The 16,750-nt window shown below is 44.5% G+C and carries 13 protein-coding genes; 4 read left to right on the top strand and 9 right to left on the bottom strand.

What is annotated here, in order from left to right; genetic code table 11:
* Positions 1 to 17: 17 nt before the first annotated feature.
* Together L4C54_RS08790 and L4C54_RS08785 are read right to left on the bottom strand one after the other, a co-directional pair.
* Positions 18 to 1,292 carry a sensor histidine kinase gene (locus L4C54_RS08790; RefSeq protein ID WP_428807881.1) on the bottom strand — a complete coding sequence of 425 codons (1,275 nt, stop codon included), beginning with the start codon at positions 1,290 to 1,292 and terminating at the stop codon, positions 18 to 20.
* Complete coding sequence (locus L4C54_RS08785; protein ID WP_428807880.1) at positions 1,264 to 1,932, bottom strand: response regulator transcription factor; 669 nt, start codon at positions 1,930 to 1,932, stop codon at positions 1,264 to 1,266. Before L4C54_RS08785 ends, L4C54_RS08790 begins: the two co-directional genes overlap by 29 nt.
* A gap of 108 nt (positions 1,933 to 2,040) precedes the next feature.
* On the opposite strand from L4C54_RS08785, the gene L4C54_RS08780 reads away from it, so the two are divergent.
* Entirely contained in the window at positions 2,041 to 3,285 is a 1,245-nt protein-coding gene (locus tag L4C54_RS08780; RefSeq protein ID WP_428807879.1) for a DUF5666 domain-containing protein, read from the top strand.
* An 87-nt stretch (positions 3,286 to 3,372) separates the two neighbouring features.
* On the opposite strand, the gene L4C54_RS08775 is transcribed toward L4C54_RS08780, so the two are convergent.
* The 7 genes from L4C54_RS08775 to L4C54_RS08745 all read right to left on the bottom strand — a co-directional run bounded on the left by L4C54_RS08775 (position 3,373) and on the right by L4C54_RS08745 (position 11,012).
* On the bottom strand, positions 3,373 to 4,221 hold the full coding sequence (locus L4C54_RS08775) for a carbon-nitrogen hydrolase family protein (RefSeq protein ID WP_428807878.1): 849 nt from the start codon (positions 4,219 to 4,221) through the stop codon (positions 3,373 to 3,375).
* A complete protein-coding gene (locus L4C54_RS08770; protein WP_428807877.1) occupies positions 4,218 to 5,225 on the bottom strand; it encodes an ABC transporter ATP-binding protein in 1,008 nt (335 codons plus the stop codon). Before L4C54_RS08770 ends, L4C54_RS08775 begins: the two co-directional genes overlap by 4 nt.
* A complete protein-coding gene (locus L4C54_RS08765; protein WP_428807876.1) occupies positions 5,203 to 6,252 on the bottom strand; it encodes an ABC transporter ATP-binding protein in 1,050 nt (349 codons plus the stop codon). The genes L4C54_RS08770 and L4C54_RS08765 overlap by 23 nt, the downstream gene beginning before the upstream one ends.
* A gap of 3 nt (positions 6,253 to 6,255) precedes the next feature.
* Positions 6,256 to 7,149 (bottom strand): ABC transporter permease, encoded by an 894-nt coding sequence (locus tag L4C54_RS08760; protein ID WP_428807875.1) that lies wholly within the window; start codon positions 7,147 to 7,149, stop codon positions 6,256 to 6,258.
* Positions 7,150 to 7,152: 3 nt separating this feature from the next.
* Positions 7,153 to 8,172, bottom strand: a complete 1,020-nt coding sequence (locus tag L4C54_RS08755; RefSeq protein ID WP_428807874.1) for an ABC transporter permease — start codon at positions 8,170 to 8,172, stop codon at positions 7,153 to 7,155.
* Positions 8,173 to 8,211: 39 nt separating this feature from the next.
* Entirely contained in the window at positions 8,212 to 9,777 is a 1,566-nt protein-coding gene (locus L4C54_RS08750) for an ABC transporter substrate-binding protein (protein ID WP_428807873.1), read from the bottom strand.
* 440 nt (positions 9,778 to 10,217) lie between these two features.
* Positions 10,218 to 11,012: an alpha/beta fold hydrolase gene (locus tag L4C54_RS08745; protein ID WP_428807872.1), complete on the bottom strand. Its 795-nt coding sequence runs from the start codon at positions 11,010 to 11,012 to the stop codon at positions 10,218 to 10,220.
* A gap of 352 nt (positions 11,013 to 11,364) precedes the next feature.
* Here L4C54_RS08745 and L4C54_RS08740 point away from each other — a divergent pair, with 352 nt between their 5' ends.
* Genes L4C54_RS08740 through L4C54_RS08730 form a run of 3 tightly spaced genes read left to right on the top strand, consistent with a single transcriptional unit; the run spans position 11,365 to position 16,745 of the window.
* Positions 11,365 to 13,608 (top strand): type VI secretion system Vgr family protein, encoded by a 2,244-nt coding sequence (locus L4C54_RS08740; RefSeq protein ID WP_428807871.1) that lies wholly within the window; start codon positions 11,365 to 11,367, stop codon positions 13,606 to 13,608.
* Positions 13,590 to 14,204 carry a DUF4123 domain-containing protein gene (locus L4C54_RS08735; RefSeq protein WP_428807870.1) on the top strand — a complete coding sequence of 205 codons (615 nt, stop codon included), beginning with the start codon at positions 13,590 to 13,592 and terminating at the stop codon, positions 14,202 to 14,204. The genes L4C54_RS08740 and L4C54_RS08735 overlap by 19 nt, the downstream gene beginning before the upstream one ends.
* A 57-nt stretch (positions 14,205 to 14,261) precedes the next feature.
* Entirely contained in the window at positions 14,262 to 16,745 is a 2,484-nt protein-coding gene (locus tag L4C54_RS08730; RefSeq protein WP_428807869.1) for a LysM peptidoglycan-binding domain-containing protein, read from the top strand.
* Positions 16,746 to 16,750 lie beyond the last annotated feature (5 nt).

The following is a 16,750-nucleotide window of genomic DNA, read 5'->3' as shown; positions in this document are numbered from 1 at the left end:
TACTTTGAAGGCTAGCTTTACATATCTTGGTGCGGACGGCTAGAAAAGTGTATCTGCGTTTCATAGTTCACTTGGGTTTGATGCTGGTGGTATTGCCAACCCATGCGCTCGCAAATTCGCCCAACAATGACCAGACCTACGCCATAGCCCCCTTGTTTATTATCGCCTAATTCACCGCAGGGATTACTTATCGACAAGGTTGTATTCGATAAGGAGATGGCGACCGTATCAGAGCTATAGCTGAAGGCATTTTTTAATAAATTATTGATGACGACAGTGACTAAGCTTGCTGGTGCGTGGCAAGTCTCAGCCTCATTAATGGTGAGCAAGTATCGCTCACTATTGGTTTGTTCGGCTAATGGAATTACGCTGGTCAGGGCGTCAATCTGTCTACGCAGTAGTCGCTCAAGGTCTATTTGTGAGAAGGAATCAACGTCGATAGTTTCTTTACCCAGAATCAAAAAAGCATCGGTTAGAAGTGCCATCTCATCGCTAGCCCGTTCAATACGATTAATGGCCTTGATCGCGATAGCAGGTTGGTCTGGGATCTTTTTCAGTAATTCTGAGGAGCCTTTTATCACCATAATAGGCGATCGAAGCTCGTGGGAGGCAAAGCCGCTGAACTCTTGCTCTCGTTGGAAGCTTTTAGCAATGGCTTGCTTACTTTCAAGGAGCACTTTTTCAATTTCTCTGGTCTCTTTAAACTGGGTATCTACCGTGAAATCAGGATGCTCTGGCGTTACGTTATGAATTTTGTTCTCGATCTGACTGAGTGGCGCAGAGAGTGAGCGAATTAAATAGAGGCTATAAAGCAGCATCCCAATTCCGACTAGGCCCCCTAATATGAGTGTGGTTAGGTGTAGTATCGCTTCATAGTCATCAAGGTAATCGTCTGCTTCATCTTTAAATACAATGTAAAAAAGCCCCGTCCCAGAGGGGTGATTGGTAACAAGAAAGTGTTTTTCTTCTTTTAAAAATCGATGTGCGTAGAACCCAGGTTGATCATACTTCTTGAGCCAATCTGGACGATCTTTTTCGCTCCAATAGCTATAGAATTCATTGGGGTTTGGAGCTGGGGCTAATTCACCAACGTTTTGATAATCACGGTGGTATCGGCTCGATTCGGTATCAATCCAATGGTGAAGGCTGATCACTTCCATTTGGTTTTCCGCCCAATAGATCATGCCCCAAAATATCGCGAATAATATCAGTGCAGGCAGGCCAACTCCCCAGCGAATCTTTTTATAAATACTTGGGTAGGGATTACGCTTTGATTTTGTAACCTTGGCCATGAACGGTCTCCAGCCTTGAGTGTGTGAAGCCTTTATCCAGTGCGAGCCTTAATCCATAGACATGACTTCGAAGCGCGTCGCTCGACGGGGTGTCCTCGCCCCAAACATGATGAATGACATCCGTTCTAGATACGAGATTAGGGGCTTTCTGAACCAATAGCGTCAGTATTTTATATTGAATTTGAGTCAGTTTTACGGGTTGATCTTGTCGGTAAGCTTGCTTTGTTTCGGTGTTAATCGAGATGTCTTCGTATTGAAGAAGACCAATGTCTTTTCTCTCTCCACGATGTGATAGTGCTCTTAACCGAATCGCTAGCTCTTCCATGGCGAAGGGTTTAACAAGATAGTCATCTCCCCCTGCGTTGAACGCTGAAATTTTGTCTGCTAATGAGTCTTTAGCGGTCAAAAATAGAATCGGTGTGCCGCAGTACAATTCTTTACGTAGTTTTGACGTTGTTAAAATTCCGTCAAGTTTCGGCATCATAATATCCATGATAATTACGTCATATTTTTGTTCTGAGGCCAATGAAATAGCGGCTTCACCATGGTAACAGCAGTCAACAATAAACCCCTCGAGCTCCAAGTAATCAGAGATGGTTTCGGCAATTTGTTGATGGTCTTCGACGACAAGTACTTTCATTAATAGGTTCTACTTTCTTTCTTCACGTTTGCTTCACGACCTGATCGCTAACATGGCGGCAAATTTTTCAGCTCCAGTTTGTCGAGCGATAATCCAAATAGGTAAAAAATGAATAAGTCGATATTGGCACTGTGTGTCGCGCTGTCATTAACTGCATGTCGTAGTGGCGATGATAATCAAAGTATATCAAATTCTAAAACGGGCATGGTTGATGGCCAAGTTAATCAGCTGTCAGTTTCTAATCAGACCCTTGAAGTCAACGGTTACCCATTACGTGGCAGCAATGCACAAGTATCGTACCGTGATATCGATATGTCTTTCGAACATCTGGATAACGGCATGCGTGTTCAAGCTAACGCGGTTGATAATAACATCTCTGAGTTAAAGCTTGATCCTTCATTAGTGGGTGAGGTGACGTTTAAAGAGGGTAACCGCTTTACAGTAAACGGCGTTGACCTAGAATTTTCCAACCTAGCCAATATCCAAGTCGGTGATTGGGTTATGGTGACTACTTATCCGCAGGTAGATGGCACTATTGAAGTCGTGTCTGTACAGCTTATGCCTCAAATCGATTTTGTTGAGATGGAAGGCACAGTGACTAATTTTAACGCTAGTCAGTATCGCTTTGCGCTCAACGGGGTTGAAGTCGAGTACAGCAATGCAGTAATCAAAAATGAAAGTGATCTTAAAAATGGTGCGTGGGTTGAAGTGTTTGGTGACATGGCGGCGAACAAGCTAATCGCAACCGACATTGATGTGACCGATTACAGTAAATACGACGGTGTTGAGATTGAAGGTATTCTGACTTGGGTGAATAGTGATAAGACTATGATCCAGCTAAATAACCACCTCAATATTGCAGTTACGGATCGCACGGAGTTTGATGATGATAAGCGCGAAGATCTTGCCGTTGGTCGTTGGGTTGAAGTTGAGTTGCTTTACCGTAATGGTCGCTTAATTGCCGATGAAATTGAGTTTGAAGACGACGGTGATTTTGTCAAAGGCAAAGAGTTTGAAGTTGAAGGTAAAGCAGACTATCAAAATGGCGTGTTTAAGATAAACGGCATCGAGATTGAAATTAACCATAACACGGACTTTGATGATGATTTAAGACCGGGTAACTTAGATGGGAAGTGGGTTGAAGTGGAAGGTCGTTACCTCAACCACCGCTTTGTTGCGCATGAGATTGAGCGTGAAGATAAGGATTATGACATCGAGCTAGAAGGGCCAGTGGTTAACTATACGTTATGGGGTTATGAAGCAGGGGATGGCTCTCTTGATAAATACAATGGTGGTTGGGTTGACCTAGATTGCGACTTCTACGGTAATAAGCTCTACGACTGTGATGACTAGCCACGTTATAGAAAAGACATTGGTAATTTAAATACCGGTATAAACAGGGCCGTATTGAAGTGCGGCCCTTAGTGTTTATTTAGATCTTTATTTCGGAACAGTTAGCCTTCCTAGTGTAGAAAGCCCTCGGTCTTTTTTCTGAATTTCGCTGCTATATTGCGGGAACTCGATGGGATTATCACGAAAACTCTTTAGTGGTTGCCCTAGGCCGTGAATACCGCGCTCACGGGTGCGCCTTACCCGTGACAAATCCAGCTCTACCGCAATGACTTGCTCAGTTCTGTCTGCTTGGTAGACAACATCACCTTCTGGGCCAACAATGATTGATTGCCCATTCCCTTGGTCACCGGCACCGTTGATATCTACAAAATAGCATTGATTGGTGATCGCATGGGTTCTAGCGATACAAAGCTCTAACTCCCGATCGATGGTTCCGGTCATTGTGGGGTGAATGATAACCTCAGCACCTAGGCAAACGAGCGCACGAATGGTTTCTGGGATCCACATGTCGTAACAGATTGAAACACCAAATGTCCCCACTTCGGGTACGTCAAAGGTAATAAATTGCTCACCATTCGCAACGTCTTTTTCGTAGGGAAGAAATGGGTAGATCTTATTGTATCTTACGACAATTTCACCTTGCGGATTGATCACCGTAAGGTGGTTCAATATGTCGTTATCGACACGCTGATAATACGATCCTGGAACAAGCCAAATATTGAGTCGTCGTGCTAAATCGCACAGTGCTTGTTCTAACACCTCAGTGTCTTTAATCATATTGTGCTTTCCTGCGCCAGTAAGTGCTAACTCACTGTAGACCACCATATTGACCCATGGGTAAAGTTTGCACGTCTGCTCGGTTTTATTTATCAGAGTATCGAGGTTGTTGTGCATCTCGAGCTCTAGCTGTAGCCCTGCAATCGAAAAATAGCTCATGAAGGCTCCTTGATCTGGTGACTAACGGCTTGGTACTGCTGAGGGAAGTGACATGCGACTGAGTGACAGTTCTGAGTTAGTAGAGGTGAAGACGTTGTGCAATTTTCTTGTGCTTCAGGACAACGCTGGTGGAAATAACATCCTTTGGGCTTATTAAATGGGCTAGGGATTTCGCCCTTTAATGCTTTTAGCGTATGCCGCTTAGTCGGATCTATTGAAGGGATTGAGGCTAATAACGCCTGTGTGTAATGGTGCTTTGGCTGACGAAAAACTTGTTCAACAGGGCCAGATTCGACGATTTTTCCAAGGTACATAACCAGCACTTCATCAGCGACTTTTTCGACTAATGCCAAATCATGGGTGATAAATAGGTAGCTAAGCTGACGCTCTTCTCGTAATTGGTTAAGTAAGTTAATCACGGTTGCTTGTACTGATACATCAAGTGCAGCTGTCGGCTCATCTAGAATCAGAAGTTTTGGTTTTAATACCAAAGCGCGAGCAATGCCGACACGTTGACGTTGGCCACCCGAGAGCTCATGAGGCATACGCTTTCTCATTTGCTCATCGAGACCAACGGCTTGTAACGCTTCGAATACGCGTGATTCCCGCTCGGCTTTGTTGTAATTGAAGTGCGTGGTGAGAGGCTCTTCGATGAGTTTATAAACGCTCATTCGAGGATTCAAGCACGAGTACGGGTTTTGAAACACAATACCGTAGTGCTGACGCAATGTTTTCATTTCACTGTCGGTTAGGGTTGATAGGTTCACACCGTCAAATTCAACGCTGCCACTGTCGGGCTGAATCAGGTGTAAAACACTCATGGCAATCGAGCTTTTTCCACACCCGGACTCGCCTACTAAGGCTAAGCAGCGACCTTTTTCAATATCAAACTCAACATCTGAAAAGGCTTGCAGTGCTTTGCCTTCAATTAGGTAGCGTTTGGATAAATGACGTACCTTTAAAATGGGTGGGGTAGATTGACTATGCGCAGAGGTGGTTTTCATTTTCTTCCTCCTTTGATTGAGTTTGATCTGTATGTGTGTCAGAGACTTCAAGAGTCATTGGGGAGTGATGACAGCGCACCATGCGTCCTTGTTGCCAATGCTCAACCGGTGGTTGTTTTTGGCACTGATCGCTGCTCATCTGGCAACGATCCAAAAACGCGCACCCTTTTGGTGGTTTCCGCATATCAGGTAAGCCACCCTTGATCGCATAAAGTGTTCGGCTGTGGTTACCAAGCTCTGGTACCGATTGCAGTAATCCTTGTGTGTAAGGGTGAAGCGGGTTGGAAAAAAGTTGTGTGATTTCAGCTTGCTCGACTATTTTTCCTGCATACATGACCGCGACGCGATCGCACATTGAAGCAACTACTGAAAGGTCATGAGTGATGAATATAACCGATAGATTTTCACTGTTGACGAGCTCTCTTAGCAGAAGAATAATTTGTGCTTGAATAGTGACATCGAGCGCTGTCGTAGGTTCATCTGCAATGAGTATTTTGGGCTCACAGCTTAACGCTATCGCAATCATAATTCTCTGTAGCTGCCCACCTGAAAATTGATGGGGATACTTATCGAGTGCCATGCAAGGATCAGGCAGGTGTACTTTGTTAAGTGATTCGAGTGCTCGTTCTTGTGCTTTTGATTTGGAGCACGAGTGGTGGGCCGTGATGATGTCACGCATTTGCTGACCGATGCTGAAATATGGGTTCAACGCCGTCATCGGGTTTTGAAATATCATCGCAATGTCTTTGCCACGTAGCGTGCTCAGCGTCTGTTCTGTCGCATTGAGAAGGTTTCTTCCGTCATAAAGTATCTCCCCTGAGATCTGCGAATTTTGCGGAAGCAGCCCTAAGCAAGCGGTTGAGGTAAGAGATTTACCACAGCCAGACTCACCCACTAATCCCAATAGTTCCCCTTGTTTCAATTCAAGATTACAGCCGTTAATGGCGTGCACCTTAGAAAGGAACCCAGGAAAATGTACGTGTAAGTCTCGAATCGACAATATGGTTTCGTCCATCGCTCTTATCATGGCTTAATCCTTACCAGTAAATTTCGGGTCAAGTGCATCACGCAGACCATCGCCTAATAAATTGGCCGCGAGTACGGAGATAAATATCGCCAATCCAGGAAATACAGCGGTCCACCAATATTCTAAAAACAGCGATTGAGCATTACCGATCATTAAGCCCCACTCTAGAGTGGGTGGCACGGCGCCTAATCCTAGAAAGCTAAGGGCTGCTGCCCATAAAATTACGTAACCAAAGTCCATGGAAACTTGCACGAGTAGAGGCGTCATAGCATTAGGTAGTAGGTGACGAAACATAATTGAAATGTGGCTTACACCGATAGATTTAGCGGATTCAACATACAGCTCGTGTCTTACTGTCATCACTGAAGCTCGAAGGATTCGTGCATACCAGGGGAACCAAGAGAGTGCGATTGCAAGCATGACGTTAAACAGTCCAGGACCTAATATCGCAATCATACAAATCGGCAGTAACATCGGTGGAAAGGCGAGGAAGATATCGGACAGTCGCATCAAAATGGTATCAATGCGGCCTCCACTGTAACCTGCGATGAGACCGATAGGTAGGCCAATCAACAGCGATAAAACAACGGTCACGACACCAATGGTTAATGAGGTTCGCCCTGCATAAACAACTTGAGAAAAAATATCACGCCCTAGGTTGTCGGTACCAAACCAGTGTTGTGCATTGGGCGCTTGCAGCTTGTGAGCAAAGTTAATTTGGCTTGGATCATAGCTGGCGATCCAGGGTGCAAAGGCTGCGGTTAGTATCATAAACAATAACAGTGCCGCGCCAATAAACAACAGCGGGTAACAGCCAAACTGATACTTAAACCAAGCCCATTTATACGCCAGTGAGTGAGGCGATGGAGCTTGAGTGTGTGGTGAGATCGTATCCATACGTTACTCCTGAGGTGTCAATCTTGGATCGACTGAGAAGTAGATCAAATCGACAATAAAATTCACCATGAGGTAACTGCCCGAAAGAAACAGTGTTACCCCCATGACAGCGGGAAAATCATTGGTAATAACGGCGTTGACGACATAGCGCCCTATACCAGGCCAATCGAATACAGACTCGACGATGACGCTATTGCCTAACATGAAGCCATAGGTCAATCCGACAACGGTAAGTAACGGAATCAAAGTAGCCTTTAAGGCGTAGAAAAAGTAAATTCGTTTTGGACTCAGTCCGTAGGCATGCCCTGTACGTACATAATCTTGCTTGAGAACTTCGACCATTAAGTTTCGCGTGGTGCGGACAAAGATAGCGAGTGTTGAAAGGCTCAACGTGAGAATGGGCAGAATCATATGACGCAGTACATCATTAAAGACTAACCAGTTTTGACTGATCACGGAATCCAGTAAAAAAAAGCCCGTAATCGGTGTGAAGCCACTGTCTATCATTAATTCTGCGGAGATCCTCCCCTGTAATGGTAGCCAACCAAGCACACCGTAAAACAGCATTTGCAACATGATAGCGAGAAAAAATGAGGGTACAGCAACCCCAATGATCGACACACTTCGTGCACTTTGATCAACGAGAGTGTTCCGCTTTACGGCTGACCAAACTCCTATGGGGACACCAATAAATATCGAAAGAGTAATAGCAATAGTCACCAATTCAATTGTCGCTAGCATGTGAGATTTGATATCAACGGTGACAGCTTGCCCTGTACGTAAGCTGACGCCAAAGTCGCCCATCAATGCATTTTTCACGTAGCTTGCGTATTGGTAAACGAGTGGTTGATCTAACCCCAGTTCTACCTTGGCTTGTGCGACTTGCTCTGCCGTTGGTTTGGCACCTAACATCATCTCAACAGGCGAGGAAGGTAGCACTCGAGTTAAGAAAAAAGTGATGGTCAGAACACCGAACAATATGCCCAGTAACATCCCCAAACGCTTAAACATATATCGTTTCATCTGACCATCTCCTTATGACTAGTCCTTAATGGATAAGTATTAGTCTTTGGTTAATGGATAGAAGAACGTTGCTGTATATGCGGGGTTTGCTCTTACACCAGCCAACTCTTTACGATAAATATTACGCCCTTTTAGATCGGCATAGAATATCGCGACGGCATCATCGACCAATATGCGTTGTGCTTGTTGATATAGATCGATCGCTTGAGGTCTATCCGAGCCTTCCAGTTGTACGCCCCTATCAACCAGTTCATCGTATTGAGTATTGGAGTAGTGTGAGAGGTTAAAGGATGCGCTTTCTTCGGTACGGAACAGACCTACCAACCAATCTGATGGCGTTGCGTAAGTTGGCCACCATGTCATGGATTGCAGGTTCGGCGCTGTGCGAAGGTTTTTAGCATCGTTCCAAATCTTGCCCCAAGGTCCTGGTTTTAGCTCCAAAGAGACACCGATTTGTCGTAAGTTCTCTTGGTACAGAAGTGAGGCGTTTTTGTACGATTCCGAGGAGTTAATATAAGCTAAAGAGATGTTCCAATCGCTTTTAGGAACACCTGATTGTTTCAGTAATTCTCTTGCTTTCGCTAGGTTAAACTCGGGTGCTTTGATGCTGTCATCTGCGCCCCACATAGTGCTTGGAATGACCCCTTTTGCTACGGTTGCCCCGCCTGCATAAACATAATCAACAACCGATTCATAATCCCAAGCCAGCGACAGTGCTTGACGGAACTTAACGTTATCGGTTGGGTATTTTTGTGTATTGATTAAGAACTGAGAGTTTTTCCACGAGGCAGTATCTTGCACTACGATGTTCTTATCATTAGCTAAAGATTGTACTAAGTCGGCTGAAGGCAAAGAGATGAAATCTGCGTCACCTGCTTTGATCATTTGAACTTGAGTGGCTGGGTTAGACACGAGCTTTAGCACGACGCGATCAAGCTGCTTATCGTTCCATCCACCCCAAAAAGAATCATTTTTATCGAGAACGACATGTTGCCCTTTCTGCCACTGCGACACTTTGTAAGGGCCAGTTCCGGCCGCATTGCCTTGGTTAAACCACTCACTGCCTTTGTCTGCAGCGGTCGGTGAATAGATGTAAGCACCGTATTGGGACGAGGCGATGAGATCTATCGCTGCAGGTGATTTGGTTTTGATTGTTAGTGTGTAGTCGTCACTGGCTTCAATTGAGTCGACTGATGACCAGATATAGTAAGCGCCTTTTTTCATGTCGATAGTGCGCTGTAGAGACAATTTCGCGGCTTCGGCATTGAAAGGGCTACCATCATGAAACGTGACATTCTTTCGTAGGTTGAATGTCCATGTCAGTCCGTCTTGGCTGACATTCCAATCCGTAGCCAAAGCCGGAGAAAACTTCTCGTCACTTCCAGGAGGGTTGTACCAAAGAAGTGGTTCGTAAACATTACTGAGCATCACTACTTCCATAGAAAAGGCGATGGCGGGATCCCAGTCCTTAATATCGGCATACATAGCGTACGTTGCCGAATTAGGGGCAGATGCGATAGTTAGAGGCGTGTATAGAGCGCCGAGAGTGACAATTCCAGACAGAGCGATACGAGCAGGCAATGAATTTAATTTAAGCAAAGACATACTAATTCCTTATAGAAATGATTTTACCGATTAGTAACGTTTAATTAACAATAATCACACTAGCAAAACACCCATATAGCGGATAGAACCAACCAAGCAGTGTTGATGGATCCAGATACGGGCAAGAGGAAATTAGGGGTTTACGGAGGTTGAACGTGGAAGAGAAAGGGGGGACTTAAGTAAAGGGGCTCATGCAGTCAGGGTCTAGACCATCACCACAGAAAGCCGTGTAGATCCTTGTGAGTTGGAAGCTTTTCGACTTAGCTGGTTTTTAACGATATGGCTGGTTTATAACAATACGAGTGAGTGGCCGAGAATCGTGTCGACTGATATTATAAACATTTAGTTACAATTCGAGAATGAAAGAAGGCGCATTTTACCGACGTTGAAGAAGGAGAGTAGTGAGTATTGAATGCATCGGACTGTGAAAAGGTCAATGATTACGGCTCGATATCTGAGTTCAACCCCGCGGCTCTAAGGCACTCTTCAGCATGACTGGTGACCAAGAAATGGCTGGCTCCATCAATGACATGTTTATCGCTGTTTGGTAAGTGTTCGTTTAGGTGATCACAAATCGCATTCGCGACTGGATTTGATAGAGTTCCACATACGAGATGAATAGGTACTGTGCATAATTTTAAATCTAACAGAGTGTAAGAGGCAGCCAAATCCATATCCCAATGGCGAATGTTATTTTCAACCAAGGGTTCCATCCCTTGCTTAATAAAATCAGGGAGTGAATCGAACGCGCCTTCCCCAGCCCAAAAGTCGATAACCTGACCACAAACATAAGGTGCTTTCTTGGCAGCACCACGTCGATAGGTGGATAAAAACGTGTCGACTATATTGGTCATATCATTATCTTCTGAACGCCTTAAAACCCAGACGGATACAGGTTCAAATAGGGTGACTTTTCGCAGCTTTAAGCTTCCTTCTAAAGCTTGGGCTAACGCAATGCTGGCTCCAACTGAATGACCAACTAGGTGAATAGGCTGATCGGTTAACGCTGTGACAACCTGTTTCAATAGGGTTAGCTCGGTTTCCATGGAAGGGTTAGAGAAATCAGTCGGTTCAGGTGCACCGCAATGGCCGGGAAGCTTAATCAAAATACAGTGATAGCGCTTGCTAAGCTGTTCAACCATCTTTTTCCATGTGGATGTAGACGCGTAAGAGCCGTGGAGAAAGACGATGGGGTCTCCATTTCCATACTGCTCAAAATAGGGCGCTATGTTCATAGGTATTCCAACTGAAGAATGAAACGATGGCAATGTCTAAATTATCAGTATAGAACATGAAAAAGAGGTGACTTCGTATAAAAAACCAAATGAAGTGTGATGTTTAGCACACATTCAATGCCTTGGAATAACAGCGATTTAGGTGTTTTAACAAGGTAGTGGGGAGCAAAACACTAACTGCCTTATCTAAAGCCATTCACAATGTCGGTGGTTGCCCTAATTACTTCATTTGAGGCTGTCATTTACTCATTAGCTCAAAACATGCTCTCACTGGTAACATGCTGTTTTTTCAAGCTGTTCTGATAAATAAAATCTGGCCAGCATGGTCTTTATCAGTCTGAGATTCGGTATTATGGATAATCATGTAGAGTTTACCTTTGAAGTGCTTGAGGGAGCTTATGACTTTAAAGTCGAGAGTTTTCAAGTGTCTGAAGCGGTTTCCTGCCCTTTTAGTGTCACGCTTTCGATTTTGTCTGAAGCGAACGACATTACCTTTGAAGATTTAAGCCGCCAAACCGGAGTTCTTACACTCTTCGGTCAAGGTAGTCGTTCAGCGCGTCAATTTAATGGACTCATCAGTGAGCTTAAATATCTTGGTCAAGGCCGTCGATTCACTCGTTATCAAATCACCATGGTGCCTCATCTATGGTTCTTAACTCAGCGCAGTGATTGCCGAATTTTTCAGCACCAATCGGCTCCTGATATCATCAAAGCCGTATTAGGTGATGCTCACATTGATGACTATCGTCTAGATCTTCAAGGTGAATACCCAGCTAAAGAGTATGTGCTTCAATACCGAGAGACGGACAGTCAATTCATTCAACGATTATTGGCTGAACACGGAATGTGGTTTTACTTTGAGCATACTGAATCGGCTCATACGATGGTCATCGTAGATAGTAACGATGCAATCCCAGATCTTATCAGCTCACCGCTCAACGCTTCTTATCTCGGCCCTGTGATATACCATGCCGGAGGAGGCGGTAATGCTGACCGTGAACATATTTACGGATTAGAGCAGATAAACAGAGTTAGAACTGGTCATGTAAGCCACAGTGATTATAACTACCTTACTCCTAACATTCCGCAAGTTACAGAAAGCTTTGGTCACCTTGATACCGATTTACAGCTGTTTGATTATCCGGGTCGATATAGCGCGTCACCTGCTGGGCAAATACGTTCAGATGAATGGATGTCGGAGTTTCTGGTCGATAATCTACAAATAGATGCTTCAAGTGACGTAATGCGTTTTGTTGCCGGGTGTTGCTTTAATGTCAGTGAGCACCCGCGAGACGGTATTAATCGAGACTACCTAATGCTGTCAGTGAGCCACATGGGCTATAACCCCAGTGTCCATGAGGAAGAGTCTTCAGAGCAACCTGCAACTTACCATAACCAGTTTTGCTGTATCCCAAGAGATATTACCTACAAAGCGCCAAAACAACCCGCACCAGTGGTTGATGGTGTTCAAACGGCCGTTGTTGTTGGGCCTGAAGGCGAAGAGATATACACCGATGAATATGGACGTATTAAAGTTCAGTTTCATTGGGATCGTTATGGCGAGAATAATGAGCACTCAAGTTGTTGGTTGCGAGTAAGCCAAGTGATGGCTGCACCTAACTGGGGAGCGGTGTACCTACCACGAATAGGCCATGAAGTAATAGTGACCTTTTTGGACGGTGACCCTGATAGGCCATTAGTCACGGGAGCGGTGTATAACGGGTTGCATCAGCCACCCTATGCCTTGCCAGAGCACAAAACGCGAACAGTACTGCGAACTCAAAGCCACAAAGCAGAGGGGCACAACGAGCTCTATTTTGAAGATGAAGCGCAGCAGGAAGAGTTCCACTTCCGCGCTCAAAAAGACATGAAGACTGATGTGCTGAATAACCGCTACAGACACATTGGAAACGATGAAGAGCTCACCGTTGGTCGTGATCAAGAAAATACTATTGATGGTAACCGACGAGAAACCATCGATGGAGACAAAACGTCTATCACTAATCAAACCTTTACTGAGACCGTTGAGCAAGACGTCACGGTAACCTATAACGAAAATGAATCAGTGAATGTGGCTAATGATCGAGAGTTAACGATGGGCGGCCATAGAAAAACGGCCATTGGTAAGAATGACGAGCTAACCGTGGATGGTGATCAGTCAAGCGTTGTTTTTGAATCGCGCTCTTCTGAGGTGGCGAAAGAAGAGTCGCTCAATGTCGGTGGGAATTTGGACGTGCAAGTGAGGGGCAACACATCGATTAAATCCTCTGCTGAAACCACAGTCATTTCTGCCGATGAAATAAAAGTTCATGTTGGATCTGCAGGCATTACGCTGAAGAACAATGGCAATATTTCAGTCTACGGCTCTTCGATTATGGTGGATGGCAGTGCGAACGTTAAAATTCAGGGCGGTGCAGTCAAAATCAACCCATCAGCCGCTGCGTCTCGATTTGTGGGGGTGAACATGCGCCCTCAAATCGTCAAACCAAAACCAGAAATGACATCAGAATGTTACGCTGCGATAACCGAAGCGGGCAACATGATGCAAGAGCTTTGTCAATGCGATAAGGGGGGCGTATGTCAACTTCACAGCTAGACCCTTTATGGAATATTGATGTTAACCAACAGCCGACGATTCACTCTGAAGAACAGGTCTACGCGTTGATTGAACCAACAGTGTGGAAAGATTGGAAAGAGCAGTTATTGAATAAGAGTACTCGGGATGTTAGTCAAACTCAGGCTATACCATTATTCAATCAAACCCGATTTGCACAGGTTGAAAACGGCCCGGTTCTGGTTCATTTGAACAACAGTGAATGCGCTCTCAAACTCTGCATTGAACAATTTGAAACCAAGCCGAGTGGATGCTTTGTATACGCCGATGAATCAATTGAACTTTCAACATTATTGGCCTCGCTTCGCAGCCGCATCGTGGTGCAAAAAGGGAAAGCTGAGATGCTAATACGTTTTAATGAGCCTCGACAGCTAGTGATGTTAATGGGCTCAATGAGTGAGCATGAAAGAAGAGAGTTTTTTCCAGTACTGTCTCGCCTGCATTGGTACAACCGAGACTGGTTAAGCGTGGTTTTATCTCATATTCCCATCGATTCACTACCCTCTGATATTTGGTCACTGACTGAAGAGCGATTAGACACCATGCAGCATATCGCTTCTCAGTGGCGATTAAGTTAATGGCAGCGACTGTCACACATTCAGTGTTAACCGATTAATGGTAAAGAAGTATCTATCATGAGCAAAACATACCTTGTAAAACCTGGCGATACGCTACTGCAAATTGCCATTGAACAGAATACACAATTCAATACTCTGCTTGAGCTAAACCCCAAGTTTCAAACCAACCCAGATCTAATCAAAGTAGGAGAGGCCGTCATTCTTCCTGATGAGGAAGCGTTAGAGCCGATAGAGCTCAATGCGCCAGATGAGTCTCAAGATGAAGAGGCGTCATTTGATGAGTGTGGTGATGTGGTTGCTGCAAGTCTCTGCGCAACAATGGAAGTGCACGACATTCTCTTTGTCACAGGGGAAAGCCCATTAGAGTATTACAGCCTAGATGAAGCGTCTGTAGAAAAGCTCAATATTGAAGTGGGGAAGGTTAATAATCACCTTGAAGACTACACTAAACTGTGTGAGCTAGCACCAGGCAAAGGGGAGGTGGTGAGCACCCAGCAAGCCGAACAGTTACATGATGCTCGCCAAAGGTGGTACGCCAAAGCGCATAACAACCAAATATTACCCGCACCTTCAATGAGAGAGGTACCAGAGAAGCCAGCGGGCGATTCTACTCAAATTACCATTCGCGGCAAACTGGCTGAGCTAGAAAAGCGTCGTCGTATTGTCAATATGCATGGTGGATGGCTGAGTCAGCAATCTGAAAAATTCTTGAAAGCCGAAGTGTTAGCACGTATTGATTCAGAGCACGCTTACTACAAAAGCTTAGTGAGGGAAGAGACAAACGAGTCACTGACAAGGGGGCCCAAAAAAGCGACAGATAGCATGCCTCATCACCTCGTTGAAGTGTATTCGGTGAAAGAGAATAAGACTCTATACATTAGAAATAAAGAACTCGATAAGTCAAAAAAAACAACGGGCTGGCAGAAAACCGCAAGAGCCAAAGAAACAAGAACCGTCGTCAATAGTGGTGACTTACAAGGTATTGGTAAGGCCATTATTGATGACATTGAAAAAGATGTCATTAAAAAGTCACTAAGCCCTACGCTAAAGGATAACTTAGTGAAATGGCAGCCCAAGGGTTTTAAAGGAGCGGAATGGAAAGCAGCTCGTTATATCTTAAATGATGATAAAGAGACGGTGTTTGCTATTAGTACAGAGGCACAGATGTTGCGCTGGGCAGCGTCTGGCAGTGTTGACGCGGAAGTGGATGTTAGTGAAGCCGAGGCCAAACTAGGCATTGGGGCAGCTACCAGTTTTTCGTTATTTGAAGCGAAGGCTACCATTGCACAATATTACCCCTACGAAAATGGCTTGGCGGTTGGTTTTAGTTTTATCAACGCTAATAAAGAGACTGAATATTACCCATTTGGCTGTTTTCGCCTTGAAGGGAAGGCTGAAATAGGATGTTTCATTGGTCGAACGGCTGAAACCAGTGCGCAAGCTCACCCTAATCTTCCTCGTAGAAAAGATACTAGTGATCACCCATCAAAAGAAGCTGCTAACAATATAGATGAGAACGGCAGCAGTATCGGCGCTCTTTTCGTACCAGACATAGAGATGGGTCGCAGCCCTAAAGGAGACATCGGTTTTAAGGTAGATGTATTTCAAGGCGCGAAACTCAGCGGTCAATTAACAGGGGCGATGGAATGGTTGCCACCCGAAGACGCTCATACTGATAAGTTTAAAGCGTTAGCGAAGATCACCACTGAAGCGAATGTGGCCATAGGTAAAGGGTTTAAGTTTGATTTTCAACTAGCAATGCGTGGAACTAAGTTTTATGTCTACTGGTCTGGTCGTATTGTCTATGGTAAAGGCGGCGGAGGCAGTTTTGCTACCGAAATAGATTTGGGGAACCTCTGGGACTTAGCCAAGATTATTTTGCAAGGGTTACAGCATGTGGATTATAGGGTGTTGGGCAACATTGATAAGGCAACATATCAATATCTAGTTGATTCAACAATTATCGCATATGCATCGAAGTTAGTTAAGAGTCCAGTAGGAGCTTTTGAGAAAATTGTAACAAGTAGCCAAACTGAGTATGCGGAATTGAAATTGCGATTTGACCAAATGAAAGATCGTAAAGAAATGGCGTTAATTTTGGCTGAAAGAATTCTTAGCAATACTACAGGGGGTGACGTTTCTTTTGATAGCCTACAACCTGAAGCTATAGGGAGAATGTTATCTATTCTTGTTGAGCAGTTCCCTTTTAGCTTTAATCAAGATCAAGAAAATGCCATATGTAAACTTTTATCAGAAAGTACATACAGTTGGCATAAGTTTGAGGAGATTTTATTACATATGAGTACAGATGGAAGAAAAGGGGATGAAAGAACATTATTTTCAAATTTGGGAAGAATTAATGCAATTTTAGATGGGCGTCAGCAGCGTGATTTTAATCTTTGGGTGTCAGAGCTTGTAGCGGTAGATAAAGTTCAGAAGATAGATTCCGTACCTTACATAGCGTTAAGTGGTGAAGCATTAAGTAAGAAGAAGCTTATAGTTATAAGTCAGTGCGCAGAGCAAAATATCCCACACTGCTAAAGTCT

The sequence above is a fragment of the Vibrio lamellibrachiae genome, from assembly GCF_050337265.1.
In the GTDB taxonomy this organism is placed as follows: Bacteria; Pseudomonadota; Gammaproteobacteria; order Enterobacterales; family Vibrionaceae; genus Vibrio; species Vibrio kyushuensis.
Note: the sequence above shows the minus strand (reverse complement) of the source record. Positions and strands in the feature narration are given on the sequence as shown.